The 22,135-nt window shown below is 70.2% G+C and carries 22 protein-coding genes; 5 read left to right on the plus strand and 17 right to left on the minus strand.

Annotated features, from left to right (window positions below; all coding sequences use genetic code 11):
* Positions 1 to 28 precede the first annotated feature (28 nt).
* The 8 genes from V6U90_RS02040 to V6U90_RS02075 all read right to left on the minus strand — a co-directional run bounded on the left by V6U90_RS02040 (position 29) and on the right by V6U90_RS02075 (position 7,765).
* Positions 29 to 667: an MOSC domain-containing protein gene (locus V6U90_RS02040; protein ID WP_334430795.1), complete on the minus strand. Its 639-nt coding sequence runs from the start codon at positions 665 to 667 to the stop codon at positions 29 to 31.
* 84 nt (positions 668 to 751) lie between these two features.
* Positions 752 to 1,600 carry a carbohydrate ABC transporter permease gene (locus V6U90_RS02045; protein ID WP_334430796.1) on the minus strand — a complete coding sequence of 283 codons (849 nt, stop codon included), beginning with the start codon at positions 1,598 to 1,600 and terminating at the stop codon, positions 752 to 754.
* Positions 1,597 to 2,580 carry a carbohydrate ABC transporter permease gene (locus V6U90_RS02050; protein ID WP_334430797.1) on the minus strand — a complete coding sequence of 328 codons (984 nt, stop codon included), beginning with the start codon at positions 2,578 to 2,580 and terminating at the stop codon, positions 1,597 to 1,599. The genes V6U90_RS02045 and V6U90_RS02050 overlap by 4 nt, the downstream gene beginning before the upstream one ends.
* Entirely contained in the window at positions 2,577 to 3,869 is a 1,293-nt protein-coding gene (locus V6U90_RS02055) for a sugar ABC transporter substrate-binding protein (RefSeq protein WP_334430798.1), read from the minus strand. Before V6U90_RS02055 ends, V6U90_RS02050 begins: the two co-directional genes overlap by 4 nt.
* A gap of 163 nt (positions 3,870 to 4,032) precedes the next feature.
* A complete protein-coding gene (locus V6U90_RS02060; protein WP_334430871.1) occupies positions 4,033 to 4,308 on the minus strand; it encodes a GlsB/YeaQ/YmgE family stress response membrane protein in 276 nt (91 codons plus the stop codon).
* 319 nt (positions 4,309 to 4,627) lie between these two features.
* Positions 4,628 to 4,903, minus strand: a complete 276-nt coding sequence (locus V6U90_RS02065) for a GlsB/YeaQ/YmgE family stress response membrane protein (protein ID WP_334430871.1) — start codon at positions 4,901 to 4,903, stop codon at positions 4,628 to 4,630.
* Positions 4,904 to 5,187: 284 nt separating this feature from the next.
* Entirely contained in the window at positions 5,188 to 7,065 is a 1,878-nt protein-coding gene (lepA, locus tag V6U90_RS02070; RefSeq protein ID WP_334430872.1) for a translation elongation factor 4, read from the minus strand.
* A 163-nt stretch (positions 7,066 to 7,228) separates the two neighbouring features.
* Positions 7,229 to 7,765: a DUF4240 domain-containing protein gene (locus tag V6U90_RS02075; protein WP_334430799.1), complete on the minus strand. Its 537-nt coding sequence runs from the start codon at positions 7,763 to 7,765 to the stop codon at positions 7,229 to 7,231.
* Between the two features lie 195 nt (positions 7,766 to 7,960).
* On the opposite strand from V6U90_RS02075, the gene rpsT reads away from it, so the two are divergent.
* Positions 7,961 to 8,227 (plus strand): 30S ribosomal protein S20, encoded by a 267-nt coding sequence (gene rpsT / locus V6U90_RS02080; protein ID WP_334430800.1) that lies wholly within the window; start codon positions 7,961 to 7,963, stop codon positions 8,225 to 8,227.
* A 154-nt stretch (positions 8,228 to 8,381) separates the two neighbouring features.
* On the opposite strand, the gene V6U90_RS02085 is transcribed toward rpsT, so the two are convergent.
* From V6U90_RS02085 to V6U90_RS02100, 4 genes are all read right to left on the minus strand, one after another.
* Positions 8,382 to 8,732 (minus strand): hypothetical protein, encoded by a 351-nt coding sequence (locus tag V6U90_RS02085; protein ID WP_442933507.1) that lies wholly within the window; start codon positions 8,730 to 8,732, stop codon positions 8,382 to 8,384.
* Between the two features lie 58 nt (positions 8,733 to 8,790).
* Entirely contained in the window at positions 8,791 to 9,771 is a 981-nt protein-coding gene (gene holA, locus V6U90_RS02090; RefSeq protein WP_334430802.1) for a DNA polymerase III subunit delta, read from the minus strand.
* 112 nt (positions 9,772 to 9,883) lie between these two features.
* A complete protein-coding gene (locus V6U90_RS02095; protein WP_334430803.1) occupies positions 9,884 to 12,424 on the minus strand; it encodes a ComEC/Rec2 family competence protein in 2,541 nt (846 codons plus the stop codon).
* Complete coding sequence (locus tag V6U90_RS02100) at positions 12,421 to 13,320, minus strand: ComEA family DNA-binding protein (RefSeq protein WP_442933499.1); 900 nt, start codon at positions 13,318 to 13,320, stop codon at positions 12,421 to 12,423. Before V6U90_RS02100 ends, V6U90_RS02095 begins: the two co-directional genes overlap by 4 nt.
* A gap of 310 nt (positions 13,321 to 13,630) precedes the next feature.
* Here V6U90_RS02100 and V6U90_RS02105 point away from each other — a divergent pair, with 310 nt between their 5' ends.
* Positions 13,631 to 13,855, plus strand: coding sequence for a GntR family transcriptional regulator (locus tag V6U90_RS02105; protein ID WP_334430805.1), 225 nt, complete (start codon positions 13,631 to 13,633; stop codon positions 13,853 to 13,855).
* 69 nt (positions 13,856 to 13,924) lie between these two features.
* Positions 13,925 to 14,521 carry a TIGR03086 family metal-binding protein gene (locus V6U90_RS02110; protein WP_334430806.1) on the plus strand — a complete coding sequence of 199 codons (597 nt, stop codon included), beginning with the start codon at positions 13,925 to 13,927 and terminating at the stop codon, positions 14,519 to 14,521.
* Between the two features lie 89 nt (positions 14,522 to 14,610).
* On the opposite strand, the gene V6U90_RS02115 is transcribed toward V6U90_RS02110, so the two are convergent.
* The 5 genes from V6U90_RS02115 to pepN all read right to left on the minus strand — a co-directional run bounded on the left by V6U90_RS02115 (position 14,611) and on the right by pepN (position 20,112).
* Positions 14,611 to 15,456, minus strand: coding sequence for a DegV family protein (locus V6U90_RS02115; protein ID WP_334430807.1), 846 nt, complete (start codon positions 15,454 to 15,456; stop codon positions 14,611 to 14,613).
* Positions 15,457 to 15,572: 116 nt separating this feature from the next.
* Positions 15,573 to 16,202, minus strand: coding sequence for a histidine phosphatase family protein (locus V6U90_RS02120; protein ID WP_334430808.1), 630 nt, complete (start codon positions 16,200 to 16,202; stop codon positions 15,573 to 15,575).
* The gene (gene rsfS / locus V6U90_RS02125) at positions 16,199 to 16,597 is read right to left on the minus strand and encodes a ribosome silencing factor (protein ID WP_334430809.1); all 399 of its coding nucleotides are present in this window, start codon (positions 16,595 to 16,597) and stop codon (positions 16,199 to 16,201) included. The genes V6U90_RS02120 and rsfS overlap by 4 nt, the downstream gene beginning before the upstream one ends.
* Before the next feature lie 123 nt (positions 16,598 to 16,720).
* Positions 16,721 to 17,317 carry a nicotinate-nucleotide adenylyltransferase gene (nadD, locus tag V6U90_RS02130; RefSeq protein ID WP_334430810.1) on the minus strand — a complete coding sequence of 199 codons (597 nt, stop codon included), beginning with the start codon at positions 17,315 to 17,317 and terminating at the stop codon, positions 16,721 to 16,723.
* Between the two features lie 242 nt (positions 17,318 to 17,559).
* The gene (gene pepN / locus V6U90_RS02135) at positions 17,560 to 20,112 is read right to left on the minus strand and encodes an aminopeptidase N (protein ID WP_334430811.1); all 2,553 of its coding nucleotides are present in this window, start codon (positions 20,110 to 20,112) and stop codon (positions 17,560 to 17,562) included.
* 441 nt (positions 20,113 to 20,553) lie between these two features.
* Here pepN and V6U90_RS02140 point away from each other — a divergent pair, with 441 nt between their 5' ends.
* Both V6U90_RS02140 and V6U90_RS02145 read left to right on the plus strand, forming a co-directional pair.
* Positions 20,554 to 21,609 carry an alpha/beta fold hydrolase gene (locus V6U90_RS02140; protein WP_334430812.1) on the plus strand — a complete coding sequence of 352 codons (1,056 nt, stop codon included), beginning with the start codon at positions 20,554 to 20,556 and terminating at the stop codon, positions 21,607 to 21,609.
* Positions 21,610 to 21,866: 257 nt separating this feature from the next.
* A complete protein-coding gene (locus V6U90_RS02145; RefSeq protein WP_334430813.1) occupies positions 21,867 to 22,085 on the plus strand; it encodes a DUF397 domain-containing protein in 219 nt (72 codons plus the stop codon).
* Positions 22,086 to 22,135 lie beyond the last annotated feature (50 nt).

The following is a 22,135-nucleotide window of genomic DNA, read 5'->3' on the forward strand; positions in this document are numbered from 1 at the left end:
CACCGGGACTGACCGCCGGATACGCCGGCTACTTCGCGCCGAGCCGCCGGCGGGCCTTGTCCCGGATCTCCTCGGGCAGTTCCGGGGCGAGCAGTAGCCGGGGCAGCAACGCGGGCTCGCTGGTCAGGGCACGGAACGTCGCGCCGAGGGTCAACCCGTGCTCCGGCCGGTACGTCACCTCGACCGGGTCCCCCGCACCGACGTCCCCGTCCTGCACCACCCGCAGGTACGCCCCGGGGACGCCCCGCGCGGTGAACCGCTTGATCAGGTCGGGTACCCCCCAGTAGCCGGCGAACGTGCGGCACGGCAGGCGTGGCTGGGCGACCTCCAGCACGGCTGAGCCGATGGTCCAGCGTTCCCCGATCACCGCGCCGGTCACGTCGATGGCCTCGGTGGTGATGTTCTCGCCGAGGCCGCCGGGCGGGATGTCCCGCCCCAGATCCCGCTCCCACCAGGCGGTGTCCTCTTTGGCGTAGGCGTAGACCGCCTTGTCCACCCCGCCGTGCACGGCCCGTTCGCCGACGAAGTCCCCCTCGACTCCGTCGGCCCGCAGCACCACCCGGCCGTCGGTCGGTCGCTTGTCGATGCCACTGAGCCCGCTGGGATCACCGGCCCAGTCGGCCCGGGTCACCACCGCGAGGTTCACCGAGAGCAGTCTGCCCGTCATGCCGGACACCGTACCTTTGGCGGAACTGTTAGGAAGGGGCCCTTCCTCTACCGAAAGCGATAAGCGGGGGCCCTTCCTTACACCTCAGCCCTTGACGGCGCCGGAGACCAGTCCGGAGACCATCCGACGCTGGACCAGCACGAAGAAGATGATGACCGGGACGGTGAGCAGGGTGGAGGCCGCCATGACCGATCCCCAGGCGGTGTCGTCGCGGCCAAAGAAGAACGTCATCGCGACCGGCAGCGTGTAGCGGTCCTGGTCGTTGATGAAGGTCAGCGCGAAGATCAGCTCGTTCCACGCGGTGATGAAGGAGAAGATGCTGGTGGCCACGAGGCCGGGTGCCACGAGCGGGAAGAGGATCCGGCGGAAGGTCTGCGCCCGGCTGGCCCCGTCGATCGCGGCGGCCTCCTCCAGTTCCTTCGGTACGGCGGCGACGAAGCCGCGCAGCATCCAGACCGCGAAGGGCAGCGAGAATCCCAGGTAGGTCAGGATCAGGCTGGGCAGCGTGTTGTAGAGGCCGAGCCGCTGGATCATCAGGAACAGCGGGATGACCAGTGCCTCCAGCGGGATCATCTGCACCACCAGCAGCATGATCAGGAACGAGGTCCGCAGCCGGAACCGGAACCGGGCCACCGCGGTCGCGGCGAGCAGGGCGACCAGGCCGCTGAGCAGTACGGTGGCCGCCGCGACCAGGGCACTGTTGAGGAAGAAGTCGACGAAGGTCACGCCGGGGATCAGGTCCCCGGTGAGGATCTCCCGGTAGTGCTCCAGGGTCGGGTTGGCCGGTACCGGCCGGGGGGTGGTGGAGAAGATCTCCCGGTTCGGCTTCAGCGAGGTGGAGATCATCCAGTAGACCGGGAACGCCGCGAAGAGCGCGACCAGCAGGCCGGCGCCGTTGAGGGCGACCCGCTTGACGGCTGCGGCGCGCTTCACGATTCCTCCTGTCGGAGCACCATGCGGACGTAGAACCCGGTCACCACGAGCAGGATCAGGGTGAGGATCACCGCGATGGCGGCGCCCAGGCCGTACTTGGGCGGCGGCGAGAACGCCGACGCGTACGAGTAGATGGAGAGCATGTACGTGGTCCGGTCCTGGGTGCCGCCGGCCAGCGCGAACTGCTGGGTGAAGACCTTGAAGTCCCAGATCGTGGAGAGCACGATCAGGATGCCGAAGACCGGGCGGAGCAGCGGGAAGGTCACCTTCCAGAACACCTTCCACGGGCCGGCACCGTCGACCCGGGCCGCCTCGTGCAACTCGCTCGGTACGCTCTTGAGCCCGGCGAGCACGCTCACCGCGATGAACGGGAACGAGTGCCAGACCACCACCAGGGTGAGGATCGCGAAGAAGAGCAGCGGTGAGTTGAACCAGCCGTAGCCGGTCCAGTCGGCCCGGCCGAACAGCGCCGTGGAGAGCCCGTCGGGCAGCGCGTTGAACAGCCAGGTGACCAGGCCGCTGGTGTCGTCGAAGATCCACTTCCAGACGATGGCGCCGGTCAGGGCCGGGGTGGCCCAGGCCAGCATCACGCAGGTGCCGACGAAGGTGGCCATCCGGGTGCCGAGCCGGTTGAGCAGCAGTCCGACCAGGGTGCCGAGGACCATGGTGAGCAGTACGTTGGCCACCGCGAAGAGCACCGTGTTGCGCAGCACCGTGTGGAAGAACGGGTCGCCGAGGATCTCGGTGTAGTTGGCCAGTCCGACCCACGGCCACTCGCGGTCACCGCGAAGCTGGCGGACGTTGTTCAGCTTGAAGAAGGACATCGCCACCACCTGACCGAGCGGCCAGAGCAGGAGCGCGGCGATGATGACGAGACAGGGCAGGAGCAGCAGGTACGGTAGGCGGTCCACCGGGCGGCGCCGCCGCGCGGGGGTCTCCCGCGCGGCGGACGCCTCCGGCGCCTCGGTCAGCGTGGTCACTTGGCGTTGAGGATGCTTTCCATCTCACCGGCCGCGTCGGCGGTGGCCTTCTCGACCGTCTTCTGACCCTTCATGACCGAGCTGTTCATCGCCTGGGTCACCGTCTTGGTCCGGCTGACCTCGACCCACTTCGGGGTGAGCGGCGTGAGCTTGGTGTTCTGCATCGTGGTGGCGAACGCCGCCATGATCTTGTCATTGGCGTAGCTGCCGCCCTGGACCAGGTCCTGGTAGACCGGGAAGAAGCCGAGGCTGCTGGCGAACTTCGCCGAGTTCTGCTTGTTGTTCAGCACGGTCAGGTAGTCCCAGGCGAGGTCCTGGCGCTTGCTGTCCTTCCAGACGGCCAGGTCGGAGCCACCGGCGAAGGCGGGGGCCGGCTTACCGTCCGGTCCGGGGATCGGGAAGGTACCCCACACCTTCTCGATGTCGGGGTTGTCCTTCTTGATGGCACCCTGCTGCCAGCTACCACCGAACGCCATCGCCGCCTTACCGGTGGCGAACTGGGTACGCGCGTCGATCTCGTTCCAACCGGCGGCGGCCGGCGGGGCGACCTTGTGCACGGTCACCAGGTCGGTCCAGAACTTGACCGCCTGCTGCGCCTCGGGGGTGGTGTAGCCGGACTTCCAGGCGTCACCGTTCTTCGTGGCGATCTCGCCACCGGCGGCCCAGAGGAAGGAGTAGAACGGCAGCTCGGAGTTGCCCGGCAGGGCGATGCCGTAGGTGCCGGGCTTCTTGGCCTGCACCGCCTTGGCGGCGGAGACCAGCTCGTCCCAGTTCTTCGGCGGCTGCACGCCGGCCTCGGCGAACCAGTCGGTGCGGTAGTACATGGCCCGGACACCGGCGTACCACGGCACGCCGTACTGCTTGCCGTCGAGCTGGGCGTTCTTCGCCAGGTCAGGCAGGATGTCCTTGCCCTCGGCCCAGCCGGCCATCCGCTCGGTGAGGTCGGCCAGCGCCTCCTGGGCGGCCCAACCCTGGGTCTCGGTGTTGCCCAGCTCGGTGACGTCCGGTCCCTCGCCACCGGCGAGCGCGGCCTGGAACTTCTTCGGCGCCTCCAGCCAGGGGACGTACTGCACGACGACGTCCGTCTCCGGGTGCTTCTTCTTGAACTCGGCCTCGACGCCGTCGAGGAACGCGGTCTGCGCCTCGCTGCCCTCGCCCATCATCCAGACGGTCAGCTTGCTGTTGTCCGCTGCCTGTTCGTCGTCGCCCGAGCCGCCACAACCGGCGAGCAGCATCGCGGCCGAGGCCACGACGGCGGTGACCGGAGCCAGTCGCTTCCACCTGTTCACGCCAGTTCTCCCTTGAACCTCTGGCACTTACCTTCCCCGCCGCACCTTAGTACGAAAAAATTCTTTACGACAGGGGGGCCGGGGCCGCGACGTGGCCGGTGGCCAGCACGAAGGCGCCCGGCCAACCGGCCGGACGCCTTCGAGAAGTTAACACTGTGGATGCTTACCGGTGGTGGGTGATACTCCGACGGCTACCCACACCCGCCACGATCGCGACCGCAATCGCCGCCACGACCACCTGGACCAGCAACTCAGCCCAGTCGACACCCGACGTCTGCGTCGCGATACCCGCAGCCCGCGCAATCACCGTACCGAGCAGAGCCGCACCCACACCGATCAGCATGTGCAGCCAGATCGGCATGTTCTGACGACCCGGGACAGCCAGGCGGCCCAGCGCGCCGACGATGAGACCAACAATGAGCGCAGTGATGATTCCCATGACGGTCACGGTCGCTCCTCCTCAATGACTATCTGTCAGACGATGTCTTCCTGTGATGACCACTAGGTGCCCGTCCGTCCGGAAATTCAAACCCGGATACCGGACCTCCCTCGCCACCTCGCCAGGGACCGGACCGCCGCTCGGCACGTGACGGACCTTCGGGAAGCCACCCGGGTCGCCGACCCACCCCGTCGACACCCGCACCACCCCCGTCGGCGCTGCGCCGTACCCGGTGTGGGACGGCGCACGGATCGGTGGCCAGCACGAAGGCGCCCGGCCAACCGGCCGGACGCCCTCGAGAAGTCAACACTGTGGATGCTTACCGGTGGTGGGTGATACTCCGACGACTACCCACACCCGCCACGATCGCGACCGCAATCGCCGCCACGACCACCTGGACCAGCAACTCAGCCCAGTCGACACCCGACGTCTGCGTCGCGATACCCGCAGCCCGCGCAATCACCGTACCGAGCAGAGCCGCACCCACACCGATCAGCATGTGCAGCCAGATCGGCATGTTCTGACGACCCGGGACAGCCAGGCGGCCCAGCGCGCCGACGATGAGACCAACAATGAGCGCAGTGATGATTCCCATGACGGTCACGGTCGCTCCTCCTCAATGACTATCTGTCAGACGATGTCTTCCTGTGATGACCGCTAAGTGCCCGAGCCGTTGAAGACTCAAACCGACAGACCGTGGTTCCGCGTTCCGACCTCCGCGCGGCACCGGCCAGCGCCGCCGGACACACCGCATCACCGCAGCTCAGTGCGGTCCGAGCCGGCGCCGCACGGGTCCGCCGGCCGTGGAGAAAAGTTTGCCGTACGACAACAGCCGCCCCGGGTCACCCCGGGACGGCTGGTGGATGCGGCTACGCCGCGTTACTTCTTGGGCGCCTTGGCCTCCGGCCCGTCCGAGGTGGACAGGGCGGCGATGAACGCCTCCTGCGGCACCTCCACCCGGCCGACCATCTTCATGCGCTTCTTGCCTTCCTTCTGCTTCTCCAGCAGCTTACGCTTACGGCTGATGTCGCCGCCGTAGCACTTGGCGAGCACGTCCTTGCGGATCGCCCGGATCGTCTCCCGGGCGATCACCCGGTTGCCGATCGCCGCCTGGATCGGCACCTCGAACTGCTGGCGCGGAATGAGGGTACGCAGCTTCGCGGCGATGGTGACCCCGTAGTTGTACGCCTTGTCCTTGTGCACGATCGCGCTGAACGCGTCCACCGGCTCGCCGTGCAGGAGGATGTCCACCTTGACCAGTTCGGACGACTGCTCGCCCGAGGGCTCGTAGTCGAGCGAGGCGTACCCCTTGGTCCGGCTCTTCAACTGGTCGAAGAAGTCGAAGATGATCTCGGCCAGCGGCAGCGTGTACCGCAGCTCGACCCGGTCGGCGGAGAGGTAGTCCATCCCCATCAGGCTGCCCCGCCGGCCCTGGCAGAGTTCCATCACCGCACCGACGTAGTCGTTCGGGGTAAGCACCGTGGCCCGCACCACCGGCTCGTACACCTCGGCGATCTTGCCGGTCGGGTACTCGCTCGGGTTGGTGACGACGAGTTCCTTGCCGTCCTCCATCACCGCCCGGTAGACCACGTTCGGCGCGGTGGAGATCAGATCGAGGTTGTACTCCCGCTCCAGCCGCTCCCGGATGATCTCCAGGTGCAGCAGGCCGAGGAAGCCGCAACGGAAGCCGAACCCGAGCGCACCCGAGGTCTCCGGCTCGTAGTCCAGCGCGGCGTCGTTGAGCTTGAGCTTGTCCAGCGCCTCGCGCAGGTTCGGGTAGTCCGAGCCGTCGATCGGGTAGAGACCCGAGTAGACCATCGGCTTCGGGTCCTTGTACCCACCGAGCGCCTGGCTGGCCGGCCGGGAGTTGATGGTGACCGTGTCACCGACCCGGGACTGCCGGACGTCCTTCACGCCGGTGATGAGGTAGCCCACCTCACCCACGCCGAGGGCGTCGGCCTTCTGCATCTCCGGGGAGATGACGCCGATCTCCAGCAGCTCGTGCACCGCGCCGGTGGACATCATCTTGATCCGGTCCCGGGCGCTGATCCGGCCGTCGATGACCCGGACGTAGGTGACCACGCCCCGGTACACGTCGTACACCGAGTCGAAGATCATGGCGCGGGCCGGTGCGTCGGCGACGCCGACCGGCGGTTTGAACTGCCGGACGATCTCGTCGAGCAGGTACGGCACGCCCTCGCCGGTCTTGCCGGAGACCCGGATGCAGTCGCTCGGATCGCAGCCGATCAGGTGGGCCAGTTCCTCGGCGTACTTCTCCGGCTGGGCGGCCGGCAGGTCGATCTTGTTGAGCACCGGGATGACGTGCAGGTCGTTCTCAAGGGCGAGGTAGAGGTTGGCCAGGGTCTGGGCCTCGATCCCCTGCGCGGCGTCGACCAGGAGCACCGCGCCCTCGCAGGCGGCCAGCGAACGGGACACCTCGTAGGTGAAGTCCACGTGGCCGGGCGTGTCGATCATGTTGAGCACGGCCCGTTCGCCCCGCTGGTCGCCCTCACGGACGGTCCACGGCATCCGGACCGCCTGGCTCTTGATGGTGATGCCGCGCTCGCGCTCGATGTCCATCCGGTCCAGGTACTGGGCGCGCATCTGCCGGGGGTCGACGACTTCGGTGAGCTGCAGCATCCGGTCGGCCAGGGTCGACTTCCCGTGGTCGATGTGGGCGATGATGCAGAAGTTCCGGATGCGGCCGGGTTCGGTGGCACCGGGCGCGTTCGCGCCGGGATCGAGCGTCGGTGGCACAGCGGTCCGTTCTGGTCGGCTGACGGAGGTGGCGACGGCCGGCAGGTGCACCGGCCCTCTCTATGCTCCCACGTCGCCCGGGGCGGACTCGGATCACTCCTCCGCCCCCGGGTCCGGTCACCCCTGCGGCCCGGGTCCGGCTGCTCCTCCGGACCCGGGCCGGTCACTCCTCCGGCGGGGCGACGAACAGTGCCGCGAGCCGGGGCAGCCGCCGTCGGGCCTGCTCCTCGTCATCGAAGTCCCAGAACCCGTCGAGGTCCGGGATGGGTACCGGATCGGGGTCCACAGGCAGCTCGGTACCGGTCGCCCGCTGGTACGCGTGGAACGCGACGGAGAGCATCTCCCCGCCCTCGAACTCCTCGCCGGTGGCCGCCGCGCGGCGGATCGCCGGCAGTTCGGCCAGCGAGTCCGGATCGGTCACCGCACGGGCGAAGACCGCCCGCCCCTGGGCCATCAGCCAGCCGCGGAAGTAGTCGAACCCGTCATCCGAGCAGCCACCGTTGATCAGGTACGCCGCCCCCCAGAGGTCCTCCCGGTAGGAGGCGGCCAGCACCCGGGCGAGATGCCGGTCGAACCCCTCGATCTCGGCCGGTTCCCGGTCCGCCAGTTCCGCCGCGACCCGCTCGGCGACCACCTCGGTCCGACCGTCCGCCCCGGTCCGGGCCCGTTCGATCACCGCCCAGAACTCATCCGTCCGCATGGACCGGAAGTCTGGCGGAGTCCTACGACGGGGTGCCGCGGGCGCAGCGTAGGCGCCGGAAACAGCGGCGGGGATGAGCCGTTTTGGCTCGTCCGGGCGGACCTGGTAACCTGGCTCTTCGCGCAGCGGTGACGCCTGCTTGTCGCCCGCGCATCCGAGCAGACCAAACCCGAGCTATAAAGACGAGGCTGTCGCGTGGCGAACATCAAGTCCCAGATCAAGCGCAACCGGCAGAACGAGAAGCGCCGGCTGCGTAACAAGTCGGTCAAGTCGTCGCTGAAGACCGCCATCCGCAAATTCCACGAGGCTGCCGAGGCCGGTGACGCCGCCAAGGCCACCGAGCTCATGCAGGACGCCTCACGCAAGCTGGACAAGGCGGTCAGCAAGGGCGTGATCCACAGCAACCAGGCGGCGAACCGCAAGTCTGCGATCGCCAAGCGCGTGCTGTCGCTCGCTGCCTGACGGTCCCGAGACCTCACAGAATCCCCCGGGTGCACCTCGGGGGATTCTGTCGTGCGGTCGTACCCGGTTGCCGGTCCCGGTGACCTCGCTGCCGTATCCCGGTGGCCTCGCTGCCGCTTCCTGCTGACCTCGCTGCCGCTTCCCGGTGATCCGGTCAGCGTGCCCGGTCGGGGTCGGCTGACGGCACCCTCGCCCGACCGACCGCCGGTTCCATCTGCCGGCGAAACCGGTCCCGTTCACCCTGCGGCACCAGAGCCGCCGAACGGACCACCACGGCGACGACCAGGTCGTTCATCTTGACCAGGGCGGCTACGAAGGCGGGCAGGATCAACACCGCCCACCAGGTGACCAGTTCGGCGAGGGCGAGCAGCACGGCGAGGGCCACCGAGCCCTCGAAGAAGACGAAGCAGAGTATCCCGCCCGGGTTCACGAAGCGCAGGCCGAGCACGCGGGCGTAGAGCGGACGCAACCCGTCATCCTCCGCTGAGCGGACCAGATGGTCCACCCCGGATCGCCCGGCTGCGCGACCGGTCACCGTGGCTCGCCCGCCGACCGCCGGCGGATCACCGCGTACCGTCCTGCCGGGCTGCGGCGACCGCGAAGACCGCCCGTTCCAGGGCGTACGCCCGGTCGTCGGCACCGCCCTTGACCGCAGCGTTGCACTCCGCCGCCGCCTGCATCGCGGTGACCAGACCGTCCGGCGTCCAGCCCCGGCCCTGACGCTGGGCCCGTTCGATCTTCCACGCCGGCATCCCGAGAGAGCTGGCCAACTGGTAGGCGCTCCCCCGACCGGCGGACGCCACCCGGGCCACCGTACGGACCCCGTCGGCGAGCGCGTCGGCGATGGGTACCGGATCGACCCCGACATGCAGTGCCCAGCGCAGCGCCTCCAGCGCGCCGGGCACGTCACCGACGATCGCGGCGTCCGCCACCGTGAACCCACTCACCTCGGCCCGCCCCCGGTAGTAGCGGGCCACCGTGTCGGGACCGATCCGACCATCGGTGTCGGCCATGAGCTGGGCGCAGGCGGAAGCCAACTCCCTCAGGTCGTTGCCGATCGCGGCGAGAAGCGCTGCGGCGGCCTCCGGCGTGCACTTGCCGCCGGCACGGCGGATCTCGTCACGGACGAAGGCGACCCGGGCCTGGTCCCCCTTCAGCTTGGCGGCGGGAACGACCGTCGCCCCGGCGGTCCGCAGGCCGTCGGCGAACGCCTTGCCCTTCGCGCCACCGGCGTGCACCGCCACGAGGTGCACGTCCGGGTCCGGATTCTTCGCGTACGCCAGCAGCGCGGTCACCAGGTCCTTGCGGGCGTCCTGCGCGGCGCGCAGCACGATCACCCGGCGACCGCCGAACAGTGACGGGCTGAGCATCTCGGCGATCTCGCCGACGGCCAGGTTGCCGGCCTCGTACTCGCGTACGTCCACGTCCGGATCGGTCGACCGGACAGTGGCGACGGTGTCACTGACCGCACGGGTGGCGAGAAGTTCCTCGTCGCCGAGGACGAGCAGGACAGCAGGTACGCCAGCGGGGGTCACGGTCCCCATGTTCGCACGTGCCCCGACGCCCCGCCGCCGGTCACCGTTACTCGATCGGCACCCCGACCGCAGAAAGTGCGAATATCGACAAATACTGTATTTGGGGCGGGGTTCTCCCGACTCAGGGACCGTTTCCCCGGGTCGCCACCGCCGGCCCGCCGGGCAGTACCACCACGGCCAGGTCGCCCTCGATGTCGGTACGCAGTACCCGCGCCCCCTGACGGGACAGCCGCGCCAGCACCGACGGGCTGGGGTGGCCGTAGTCGTTGTCCGCCCCGACCGACACCAGCGCCACCGCCGGGGCCACCGCGTCCAGGAAGGCGGGATCCTGGTAGGCCGAACCGTGGTGGGCCACCTTGAGTACATCGGCCCGCAGGCCGGCGTCCCGCCGGTCGGCGGCCCCGACGTCGGCCTGCCATGCTCCCGGGGCACCGGAGCCCGACTGGCTCTCCAGCAACGCCCGCTGCTCCTCGGTCTCCGCGTCCCCGGCGAGCAGGATGCGCAGCCCGCCGATGTGCGCGAGCAGCACCAGGGAGTTGTTGTTCGGGTCGGACCGGGTTCCGCGCAGTGGTTGGGGTGGCCCGAGCACGGTCAACCCGAGTCCACCCGCCCGGTACGTCCAGCCCGCCGCGACCGCACCGACCGGTGTCCCGGCAGCGGTCGCCGCCGCATCGACCGCCAAACGCCCCGCCGCCGGTTCGGGCCAGGCGGGGGTCGCCACGACGGTCACCCGGCGCCCCCGGAACACCCCGGCGACGCCACCGGTGTGATCGGCATGGAAGTGGCTGAACAGCAGCAGCGGCACCTCGTCCACCCCGAGTCGGCGCAGGCACCGGTCCACCGCCGCCGGGTCCGGTCCGGCATCGACCACCACCGCCCGCCCGGCCCCGGCGGGTAGGACGACGGCATCCCCCTGCCCGACGGCACACACCACGGCCACCCAGCCGGCCGGTGGCCAGCCGTCCGCGACCAGGCGGACCGGCAGCGCCCCGACCACCACCGCGACGGTCACCACGGTCACCAGTCGCCGTACCACCGGATGCCGGACCCCGACCAGCAGCGCGACGGTGACCGCCGCGAGCAGCAGCGCCCCGGTCACCCCGCCGATCCAGGGCAGCGTGCCGGCCGGGGTCTGCGCCCCGTAACGGGCTACCGTGACCAGCCACCACGCCGGCCAACTGCCGAGCCAGGCGGCGAACTCGGCCCCGCCCGGCCAGACCGGTGAGACCACCGCCGCCGCCACGCCCAGGACGGTCGCCGGTGCGATCGCCGGTACGGCGAGCAGGTTGGCCGGTACCGCGACCAGACTCACCGTCCCGGAAAGCCCGGCGACGACCGGCGCGCAGGCCAGTTGCGCGGCGGCCGGCACGACCAGGGCCTCCGCCACTCCGGCCGGTACGCCCCGACGACGCAGCGCGTCCCGCCAACGCGGGGCGAGCAGCAGCAGGCCGCCGGTGGCCAGTACGGAGAGCGCGAACCCGGCGTCGCCAGCCAGCTCCGGGTCGACGACCACCAGCACGGTGACCGCCGCACAGAGTGCCGGCACAGCGGCCCGGGGCCGACCGGTGGCCAGGGCCACCAAGCCGATCGCGCCCATGGTGGCCGCGCGTACCACGCTCGGTGAGGGGCGGGCGAGGATCACGAAACCGACCAGGGCCAGCGCGCTGAGCCCGGCGGCGGGCCAGGGACCGGCCCGTGCCCAGCGGGCGAGCAGGAGCACCAGCCCCACCACGATCGCCACGTTTGACCCGGAGACCGCGTTGAGATGGGTCATCCCGGTGGCCCGGAAGTCCTCCTCGACGGCGGCGGGCAACTCGCTGGTGTCCCCCACCACCAGACCGGGCAACAGGCCGCCCGGCTCGTCGGGTAGCGGCGCGCAGGCCCGTTGCAGGCCGCTACGGAGGGTACCGGCGATCCGCTGCGCCCAGGATGGTCGGCCGAGGAGCGTCGGCGGTCCGGTGCTGGACAGCACCACTGCGGTGAGGTCGCCGCCGCGTGGTACGGCGAGCCGGCCGGTGGCGGTCAGCCGCTGGCCCGGCAGCAGAGTCCGCCAGCCCGGATGGTTGGCCAGCACCAGGACACGTGCCGGTACGACGGTGCGGGTCCGGTCGTCCACCGGATCGAGCCAGGCGGATTCGGTCGCGACGAGCAGGGTGGCCGGCCGGCCGACGGCACCACGTACCGGGCGGGGATCGTCGCGGACGACGAGTTCGGCGGTCACGGTGGCACGCTGCTCGGCCAGGGCACGCACAGGCGGGGCGTCCCGCACCACCAGACGCGCCGCCGTCGATCCGGCACCGCAGACGAGCCCGAGCAGCACGGAGACCGTGAGCCAGCCGTACCGTCCGATGATCTGGTGCCGTCCGGTCCGGCCTCCTCCGGCCCTGCCGGTATGCAGGTATACCGCGAGCAGCACTGCCGACCCGGCGCCGGCCACGGCCAGGACCAGCGCGGTGGTCACGTTCAGGTGCAGCCCGGCCAGCGCGCTCAGCCAGGTGGCCACGGCCAGCCCGACCAGCCGTAGGTCCGGTGGCCGCGCCCCGGCCGCCGTCGCACCGTTCCCGGCGTGCTGGCCCGGGCCACCGTTCCTGGCGTGCTGGCCCGGGCCACCGTTCCCGGCGTGCTGGCCTGGCCCACCGTCTCCGGCATGTCGCGTGGTCACACCGTCACCAGGTCCTTCAGCTGCTCGTACCGGGACTCACCGATCCCGTCGACTTGGCGCAAATCGGACACGGCCTTGAACCCACCGTGCTGGTCCCGGTGGGCCAGGATGCGCTGGGCGAGTACCGGGCCGACGCCGGGCAGCGAGTCGAGCTGGGCCAGGGTGGCGGTGTTCAGGTTGACCTTCCCGCCCGCCGGGAGTCCGTCCGCCGGAGGGCCGCCCGGTGCGCCCGGAACGGCACCGGATCCGCCCGCAGGTGCGGCGGCACCGGGTGGGGCGGTCACCCCGACCAGGATGAGTTCCCCGTCGCTGACCCGGCGGGCCAGGTTCAGCAGGGCGACATCGACGCCGGGCAACGCGCCACCGGCCGCCGCGAGGGCGTCCGCGACCCGGGCCCCGGCGGGGAGGCGTACCAGACCGGGCCGGCGTACCTTGCCGGCGACCGCGACGACCAGTTCGCCCGTACCGGAAGGACCGGCGGCCGACTGGCCGACGGGCGGGCCCGGAGTTGACGACAGGCCGGCGGGCGCGGACGGGGCGGCCCGGCCCACCGGCTCGGTACGCGGCCGGGACTGCCAGGCCCAACCGGCCGCGAGCAGGACCACCAGGACAGCGACAGCGGCAAGCGCCTTCACCCCGCGCCGGCCCGGGTCGAACGGGCCGGGGCCGGCCAGGCGTGGCGCCTGCGGGCCGGCCGGATCGTCCTGGTTCACGCTCGCAGCCGTCCCGGAACGGCTCGCCGGATCGGTGGCAGCAGCAGGCTCGGGGGCCGTCGGCTGCGGCCCGGATCGGGGTACGCCGTCACGGATGGAACGGTCGAGCAGGCTCAGCAGCCGCTGCCGTACCACGGACTCCTGGTCGTCTGGCACGGGCCGACCGTAGGACTGCCGACCCATCCGGGTCGCGCCCCGGCCCCGCAGCTGTGGACAACCGGGTCGCCTGTGGAAAAAGCCCTGATCATGGGTCCGATGTGGTACCCACGGGCTGCGACCGGCGGAACGGTCGAACCACCCGGCACCTACCGCGACCGGACCGGACCCGGGAGATCGGATTGCTGAAGTCCAGAAGCTCCAGGCCACTGTCTCACTGTATCCACTGTCTCAGTGTAGTCAAGTTCTCACTGTGCTCACTCGCTTAGCCCGCTGGCTTGTCGGTCGATACAGGAGCTGGAAGCATGATCTCCGCTGAAGTCCAGGAGAGCCGATCATGCCGACCAGACCACCTCACTATCGGCGGGTAGCCGACGACATCGAGCAGAAGATTCGATCGGGCGAGTATCCGGCCGGGCACCAGTTGCCCTCCGTCTCCGAGATCGGAGTGATCTACAACGTCGCCCGCTCGACCGCCTACCGCGCCGTCAAGGAGTTGCACGAGCGGAATCTCGTCTACGGGCAGCAGGGGCAGGGCGTCTTCGTGGCTGACGCGGAATAGCCGTCGTCGGCTACCCAGAGCAGACGCCACACCGAGGCGTACCCCTTCTTTACCGGTGGAAGGAACACGATGGCATCGGACATCCGAGGGCTGAACGAGCGGGCCGTCCGTACCAGCGTGGAGATCGTCTCCCGGGTGACCGGGGACGACCTGGCGTGCACCACCCCCTGCGCGGGCTGGACCCTCGCCGAACTGCTCGCCCACATGACGATCCAGCACCACGGCTTCGCGGCGGCGTCCGCCGGAAACGGCGCCGACCCGGCCGTCTGGCATCCGCGTCCACCGGGCGACGACCCCATTCAGGAGTACGCCGTGGCGGCGGAGCAGGTCATTGCCGCGTTCGCCGGGGACGGGGTACTGGACCGCCCGTTCGCCCTGCCGGAGATCAGCACCACGACAGCCTTCCCGGGTGCCCTGGCAATCCGGTTCCACTTCATCGACTACGTCGTACACAGCTGGGACGTGGCCCGCGCCCTCGGCGTTGACGTGTCCTTTCCGGACGAGGTCCTGCACGCCGCCCTGCTCACCGCACGGGCCATCCCGGACGGGCCGGAGCGGCTCCTGCCGGGCGCCGCGTTCCGCCCTGGGCTACCGGTGACCGACGGACTGGACCCACTCTCCGAGACACTGACCCGGCTCGGCCGCTCGCCGGACTGGCCCGGCTGAGCCGATCCGGCTGAGCCAGCTAGCTGTTAACAAGGGGCCCTTCCTCTACCGAAAGCGTTAATAGGGGGCCCTTCCTTACACCCACTTCCTTACCTCCGGTGGACGACCACGCAGGCCAAGCCAGGGCCGGCGTGGGCGGCGACCACGGCGCCGGCCTCCGAGACGTACGCGTCGCGCAGCCGGTCGCCGAGCCGGGCGCTGAGCGCCTGGAGGAACTGGTCGGCCCGCTGCGGCGCGTCCAGGTGGTGCACCGCGACGTCGACCTCGTCGGTGTCGGCCGCCTCGACGGCCAGGTCGACCAGGCGGGCCACTCCCCGACTGGCGGTCCGTACCCGGTCCCGCAGCACGATCGACCCGTCCACCATGTGCATGATCGGCTTCACCGAGAGTGCGGTACCCAGCAGGGCCGCGGCGGCGTTGATCCGGCCGCCCCGCCGGAGGAACTCCAGCGTGTCGACGTAGAAGAACATCCGGGTCCGGTCGACGGCATCCAACGCGGTCCGGCGTACCCGGTCGAGGTCGGCGCCCCGGGCGGCGGCTGCGGCGGCGGCCAGCGCCGGAAAGCCCAGGCCCATCCCGGTGGAGCGGCTGTCCACCACTGCGACCCGGTTCCCGACCTCGGCGGCGGCCAGCCGGGCCGAATCGACCGTGCCGGAGAGTTCCGCCGACAGGTGCACCGACAGCACGGCATCGGCACCCTCGGCGAGCAGCCGTCGGTAGGTCCGCGCGAACTGCTCCGGTGCGGGACGGGAGGTGCTGACGGTCACCCGCCGCCCGCCCAGGGCACGGATCGCGTCGCCCGGGAAGACCTCGACCCCTTCGAGCCCTTCGGTGCCGTTGAGCACCACGGTCAGCGGCACGACGGTCAGGCCGCGCGAGCCGGCGAGGTCGACGGGCAGGTATGCGGTGGAGTCGGTGACGACCGCGACGGGCATGCCCGGCACGCTAGCCGATCGTGGCGACGGACAGCCGCGCCATTCATGATCATCTGCTGCCCAGCGGTACGACACGCCGTCCAAAACCCCGCTGAACCGCAGACGATCAAAGCCGGTCAGGCTGCTTCGACAACCGCCGGCTGGACGATCAGGCCGACGTTGTGCGCCCGCAACTGCCAGCCGCGTACGTCGTCGTGGCGCAACTCGGTCCAGTGGCAGTTGTGCAGCCCGCCGACCGTACGCAGTACTGCGCTGTCCCAGCCGAGCAGGTGTCCGCAGCCCTGGCGGGCCGCGCCGCCGTGGGTGGCCAGCACCACGGTGCCGCCCGGGTACGCCTCGGCGGCGTCGGCGAGCGCCGACCCGACCCGCTTGCCGAGGTCGTCGAGGGATTCGATACCGCAGCCCGGATCGGGGTCGCCGGCCCGCCAGCGGGCGTACCCGTCGGGGTACTGCTGCGCCACCTCGTCGATCAGCAGCCCCTGCCAGTCGCCGTAGTACCGCTCGCGCAGCCGGGGGTCGCTGGTGATCGCGAGCCCGGTCAACGCGGCGAGCGCACCGGCGGTGTCGGCGGCCCGACGCAGGTCACTGGCGATGATCACATCCGGCCGGAGGGCGGCCAGCAGCGGTGCGGCCCCGGCCGCCTGGTCGTGGCCACGGGCGTTGAGCGGAACATCGGTCTGCCCCTGCACCCGGTTGGCCGCGTTCCAGTCGGTGTTGCCGTGCCGCCAGACGATGAGCCGGGTCATTCGACGCTGGCGGCTTCGGCCTCGACCAGGTCCCGGTCCACGAACGGGATGGTCGGGCAGTCCTTCCAGAGCCGGTCGAGGGCGTAGAACTCGCGCTCCTCGGTGTGCTGTACGTGCACCACGATGTCGACGTAGTCGAGCAGTACCCAGCGACCGCCCCGCTCGCCCTCGCGGCGGACCGGCTTGGCCTTCTCCGGGAGACCGAGCAGCCGTTCCTCGATGGCGTCGACGATGGCGAGCACCTGGCGCTCGTTGGGCGCCGCCGCGAGCAGGAACGCGTCGGTGATGGCGAGCTGGTCGCCCACATCGATGATGACGATGTCCTGCGCCTTCTTGTCGGCGGCGGCCTGGGCAGCCGCGGTCGCCAGCTCAAGAGCGCGTTCGGAAACTGTCACCGTACTCCTTCGATCAACCGTGCGATCCTCCTAGCCTCTCACACCCGACCGCACCACGACTCGGCACACTGCTCCGCTACCGGCACAAAGCAGGACGAAACCCCACGAGAACCAGGGTACGAATCACTGCTGGTAGAGCCCACGCTTGGCGATGTACTGCACCACGCCGTCCGGCACCAGGTACCAGACCGGCTCTCCCCGGGCCACCCGCGCCCGGCAGTCGGTCGAGGAGATGGCCATCGCCGGCACCTGCACCAGACTGACCGTGTCGGCCGGCAGGTGGGCGTCGGTGAGCTCGAACCCGGGGCGGGTCACCCCGATGAAGTGCGCCAGCTCGAACATCTGGTCCAGATCCTTCCAGGAGAGGATCCGCTCCAGCGCGTCCGCGCCGGTGATGAAGAAGAGCTGGACCTTGGGGCCGTACTCGGCGTGCAGGTCGCGCAGGGTGTCGACGGTGTAGGTCGGCCCACCCCGGTCGATGTCGACCCGGCTGACCTGGAAGCGGGGGTTGGAGGCGGTGGCGATCACCGTCATCAGGTAGCGGTCCTCGGGCGGGCTGACCGGCTCGTCGGCCTTCTGCCACGGCTGCCCGGTCGGCACGAAGACCACCTCGTCCAGACCGAACCGGTCCGCCACCTCGCTGGCCGCCACGAGGTGCCCATGGTGGATCGGGTCGAAGGTGCCACCCATGATCCCGATCCGCCGGATGTCGTCCTCCACGCGTTGATCGTATGTCGCGGCCGGGCACGGCCGGGCACGGCCAGGCCGCCGTCTGGTGGACCGACCACCGGACCGCCGAGCCGGCCACGTCCAGGGCTCCAGCCCTGTCCGGTGCTCCAGCCCTGTCCAGGGCTCCGGTCACGACCAGGACTCCGGTCACGACCAGGGCTCTGGTGAACGGCCGCCCCGGTTACCTGCCGGGCCGGGGCGCCGCCCGGACCCGAGCGGCCCGGGCGGTACCGTCACCGGCCGACGGAAGCCGCCGGCACGGACGTGACCTGGAGCGACCGGCTGCCGAGTCCCCGGGCCTGCAGAGCCCGGCGGAGATCGTCGGCCGCGTCGGCCACCGCCCGCCGCAGGCCGGGGGTGAGGTCGTCCCGGGCGAGCAGGGCCCCGGCCAACCGGTCGGTCCGGGGGTCGACGGCATAGCGCGGAAACGCCAGCTCCGCCACCCGCTCCGCGGTGTAGGGGGTGCGTAGTCGCGCCGCCGCCAGCATGTCCGCGAAGTACCGCTCCACGTACCCGGCGGTCAACGCCGCCTGCTCGGGCTGCCAGAACCCCTCGGCGGTCGCCTCGACCAGTCGGTTGGACAGGGTGGTGCTGCGGGCGACGATCTCCCATGCGGTTTCCTTGGCTGCCGGGTCGGGCAGCGCGGCCCGGCAGCCGGCGGCCCGCTCCGCGCCGGTGGCGCTGCGGTCCGCCGCCGACTCGGCGGCGATCTCCGGCTCGCCGACCGCCCCGAGCACCACCAGCCGGCGCAGCAACGACCAGCGCAGATCCGCGTCGACCGCCAAGCCGTCCGGGGTCCGCCGGCCGGCCAGCCAGTCGGTGAGCAGCGCGGTGTCGACGGTCGCCGAGATGAGGCCACGGACCGCCGCGAGTTGCAGGGATCCACCGGCCGGTGCACCGGTGAGCAGGTGCCGGCAGGCGTCCGCCAACCGCTGGAGCGCGGCGGCGCGCTGTGCCGCGTCCAGGTAACGGTCGATCAGCACCCGGCTCAGCACCAGCACGTCCTCGGCGATCTTCACCTCGGTCTCGACCGGCAGGGCGGCGCCGATCAGGGCGACCAGGTCCGCCACCGGATGCTCCCCGTCGGTCACCGCGTCCAGCGTCGCCCCCCAGAGCAGGGCGCGGGCCAACGGATCAGCCAGTCGGGGTAGCAGCGCCGGAACGGTGGCGGCCGAGGCCGGGTCGAGCCGCACCTTGGCGAAGGTCAGGTCACCGTCGTTGGGCAGCAGCAGCGCGGCGGCGGGCGTACCGGTCAGCGTGGGGACCACGGTGCGTCCCCCGTCGACCGCCGGATACAGGTCGACGTCGAGCCGGTCCGCCACGGCCGCCCCGGCTGTGGTGTACCGGCCGAGTCCGATCCGGTGCGGTCGGAGCACCGGGTACGCCGCCGGTGCGCTCTGCACCAGGGCCACCTCCCGGTACCGGCCGTCTTCATCGAGCGAAACCTCGGCACGCAGGGTGTTCACCCCGGCCCGGCGCAGCCAGAGTTCCGCCCAGCCGGAGAGGTCCCGACCGCTGGCGGCGGAGAGTGCGTCGAGCAGGTCGGCGAGGGTGGCGTTGCCGAACCGGTGCGCCGCGAAGTGGGCCCGCAGTCCGGCCAGGAAGTCGTCGTCGCCGAGTACGGCGACGAGTTGCCGGAGCGCACTCGCGCCCTTGGCGTACGAGATGCCGTCGAAGTTGACCAGCGCCTGCGCCGCGTCGGTGACCTCGGTGGGCGCCACGGGATGGGTGGAGGGGCGCTGGTCGGCGGCGTACCCCCAGGCCTTGCGCCGCATGGCGAAGGTGGTCCACGCGTTGCCGAAGCGGGTCACCTCGGCGGTGACCCGGGTGCCCAGATACTCGGCGAACGACTCGTTCAGCCAGAGGTCGTCCCACCAGCGCATGGTGACCAGGTCGCCGAACCACATGTGGGCCATCTCGTGGGCGATGGTGGTGGCCCGCTGCTCGCGTTGACTGTCGGTGACCTGGGAGCGGAAGATCAGCTCGTCGCGGAGGGTGACCAGACCGGGGTTCTCCATCGCCCCCATCGCGAACTCGGGGACGAACGCCTGGTCGTACTTGCCGAACGGGTACCGCTCGCCGAAGAGCGCGTGGAACCGGTCCAGGCACCGTTTGGTGATGTCGAGGATCTCCCCGGCGTCCCGGTCGAGGTGTCCGGCGAGGGACCGACGGCAGTAGAGGGCCAGCGGGATGCCGTCGTGGGAGTCGTGCCGGACGTGGTACGGCCCGGCGATCAGCGTCATGAAGTAGGTGGCCAGTGGCGCGGTCGGGGTGAACTCCCAGCGCCCGGGGCGGGGGTTGGCCGCCAGCTGGCCGTTTCCCACCACCGTCCACTCCGTGGGGGCGGTGACCGCCAGGGTGAGCGGCGCCTTGAGATCCGGCTGGTCGAAGGCGGCGAAGATGCGCTGCACCTCGTCCAGGAAGGACATCGCGTAGACGTAGGTCAGCCCATCGGCGGGATCGGTGAAGCGGTGCAGCCCCTGACCGGTGTTGGAGTACGCCATCTCGGCCTCGACGGTGAGGACGTTCTCGGCCCGCAGCCCGGTCAACGCGAACCGGTTGTCGACCAACGCGGACGGGTCCAGGGTGCGGTCGTTGAGCCGTACCCCGAGCAGTCGGGCCGGCCTGACCTCGACGAAGGTCGCGCCACCCGGCGCCGCCCGGAAGCGGATCGTGACCAGCGACCGGAACCGGTCGGTCGCGGTGAGGTCGAGGTCCACACTGTAGGCCTCGACCGTGATCAGCGCGCTACGTGCGGTAGAGTCTTCGCGGCTCAGGCTCGGCATCCGCCCATCCTGCCCGATAGGCTGGTCGGACGGTGTCCAGGATTCTCGGTAACCGGGGAAGCAACGACGGCCGGCCCCTGGGACCGGCGTCAGTCTGACCGGCGCGGGCCGGGCAGCCGGGAAACCTCCGACCACACCGCCGCGAAGCCGAATCAGGTGGGCCAGCGGCAACAGCCGTCCAAAAATCCCGTTTTTTCGACCACTTCGGCTCGCCTTGCAAAACTTTCCGGAAATCGAATGGGCCCTCAGACCCATATGGTTCCACCTACCTTGACTTCACTCCTCGTCGCCCGACACAGTTTGTGCCGTCAACATCAAACGATGTGGCAGTGAGCAGCAGATATGCCTCACTCGACTGGTGCCAACCCCCATTTCTGGCACCTATTTTTGCGCTTTTCAGAAAATGAATTTGCGGAGGCAACCATGCAACGTTCGACAACCATGAAGAGCTTCCGAATTCCCGCACTGGCGGCGTCGGCACTGGTGCTGCTGACCGCGAGCCTGGTACCGGCGGCGGGCACCGCGTCGGCATCGGAGCCAGGGAGCAACTGCACCGAGTACAGCGTGCCGGTCTCACTGACCGCCGGCGGCCCGGCCGACCAGACCCTGGTGGGCGAGCTGTGCATGCCGACGTCCGGCACGCCGGAGACGGTGCAGCTGCTCGTACACGGCGCAACCTACAACCGGGCGTACTGGGACTTCCCGTACCAGCCGCAGATCTACTCCTACGTGAAGTACGCGAACCGGGCGGGCTACGCGACGTTCAACGTGGAGATCGTCGGCAGCGGCGAGAGCTCGCGTCCGCACAGCAGCCAGGTCGACATGTTCACGTCGGCCCACGCGCTGCACAACGTCATCACCAAGCTGCGGGCCGGCGACATCGGTTCGACCGCCTTCAACAAGGTCATCTGGGTCGGCCACTCGATGGGCACGGCCATCGGCTGGGTCGAGGCGTCCACCTACAACGACGTCGACGCCTTCATCGGCACCGGCGCCCTCCACCCGCTCAGCGCTGCCGCAACGTCTGCGTCTCCGTTCCCGGCGTCGCTGGACCCGAAGTTCGCCTCGCTCAACCTCGATGACGGCTACCTCTCCACCGACGAGGCGTCGCGGGCGAACACGTTCTACTACTCGAACACGACCGACCCCCAGGTCAAGTCGGCCGACTACGCTCTCCGTGACACCTTCACCCTGCCCATCCTGATCACCGGAGGCGCGCAGTTCAACGCCCCCGTGGCGACTGCGTCCACGCAGGGCATCACCGTCCCGGTGCTGAGCCTGATCGGGGAAAAGGACTTCCTGTTCTGCCAGCCGGACGCCAGCGACTGCAGCGACCGGGCGGCCGTGCAGCAGAGCGAGGCCAGCTACCACTCCAACGCGTCCAGCTTCGAGATGGTCGTCGTCCCGCAGACCGGCCACGACCTGAACCTGCACCACACCGCGCCGTTCAGCTTCCTCACCATGCTCAACTGGGCGAAGCAGCACGTCGCCCCGTAGCCAGTCCGGACAGCAGAACGGGCCCCGCAGAACTTCGCGGGGCCCGTTCTGCTGTCCGGACCTTCTCCGCCGATCCACCCGGCCGCCGCCAGGCGCGGCCCACCCGTCCCTCCGGTCGGGGCAAAGGAATCGCCTTTCGGTAATCGACACGCCACACGCGGTAGCCTCTACCCGGCACTGGCTCGGCATCCGCTTATCCTGCCCGGTGGGGAAAGCCGGACGGCTCTCCAGGATTCTCGGTAGTGGAGGAACGAGCAATGGCGCAGCACCCCAAGGGTGACTTCGATCTGTCCCGTGCGGTGTGGCAGCGGGCCGACGGCGACAACTCCGACAGCGCGGTGGAGGTCGCCTTCGTCGATGACCTGATCGGCATGCGCAACTCGGCCGAACCGGACGGACCGGTGCTGGTCTTCACCCAGGCGGAATGGGACGCGTTCGTCGCCGGCGCCCAGGACGGTGAATTCGACCTCGACTGACGCTGATCGACGGCCTGCGCCGCACCGCGCCGCCGGCTCGACGCCGGGCA

Origin of the sequence: Micromonospora sp. CPCC 206060 (assembly GCF_036906895.1) — a bacterium.
In the GTDB taxonomy this organism is placed as follows: domain Bacteria; phylum Actinomycetota; class Actinomycetes; order Mycobacteriales; family Micromonosporaceae; genus Micromonospora.

What these genes read in the sequence shown, in the direction of transcription:
- V6U90_RS02110 (WP_334430806.1), top strand. Translation starts at nt 13,925, where the DNA reads ATGGCATCGGACATCCGAGGGCTGAACGAGCGGGCCGTCCGTACCAGC.
- V6U90_RS02140 (WP_334430812.1), top strand. Translation starts at nt 20,554, where the DNA reads ATGAAGAGCTTCCGAATTCCCGCACTGGCGGCGTCGGCACTGGTGCTG.
- V6U90_RS02075 (WP_334430799.1), bottom strand. Translation starts at nt 7,765, where the DNA reads ATGCGGACGGATGAGTTCTGGGCGGTGATCGAACGGGCCCGGACCGGG.
- V6U90_RS02115 (WP_334430807.1), bottom strand. Translation starts at nt 15,456, where the DNA reads ATGCCCGTCGCGGTCGTCACCGACTCCACCGCATACCTGCCCGTCGAC.
- V6U90_RS02100 (WP_442933499.1), bottom strand. Translation starts at nt 13,320, where the DNA reads ATGGGTCGGCAGTCCTACGGTCGGCCCGTGCCAGACGACCAGGAGTCC.
- V6U90_RS02065 (WP_334430871.1), bottom strand. Translation starts at nt 4,903, where the DNA reads ATGGGAATCATCACTGCGCTCATTGTTGGTCTCATCGTCGGCGCGCTG.
- V6U90_RS02060 (WP_334430871.1), bottom strand. Translation starts at nt 4,308, where the DNA reads ATGGGAATCATCACTGCGCTCATTGTTGGTCTCATCGTCGGCGCGCTG.
- holA (WP_334430802.1), bottom strand. Translation starts at nt 9,771, where the DNA reads ATGGGGACCGTGACCCCCGCTGGCGTACCTGCTGTCCTGCTCGTCCTC.
- pepN (WP_334430811.1), bottom strand. Translation starts at nt 20,112, where the DNA reads ATGCCGAGCCTGAGCCGCGAAGACTCTACCGCACGTAGCGCGCTGATC.
- V6U90_RS02105 (WP_334430805.1), top strand. Translation starts at nt 13,631, where the DNA reads ATGCCGACCAGACCACCTCACTATCGGCGGGTAGCCGACGACATCGAG.
- V6U90_RS02145 (WP_334430813.1), top strand. Translation starts at nt 21,867, where the DNA reads ATGGCGCAGCACCCCAAGGGTGACTTCGATCTGTCCCGTGCGGTGTGG.
- V6U90_RS02120 (WP_334430808.1), bottom strand. Translation starts at nt 16,202, where the DNA reads ATGACCCGGCTCATCGTCTGGCGGCACGGCAACACCGACTGGAACGCG.
- V6U90_RS02040 (WP_334430795.1), bottom strand. Translation starts at nt 667, where the DNA reads ATGACGGGCAGACTGCTCTCGGTGAACCTCGCGGTGGTGACCCGGGCC.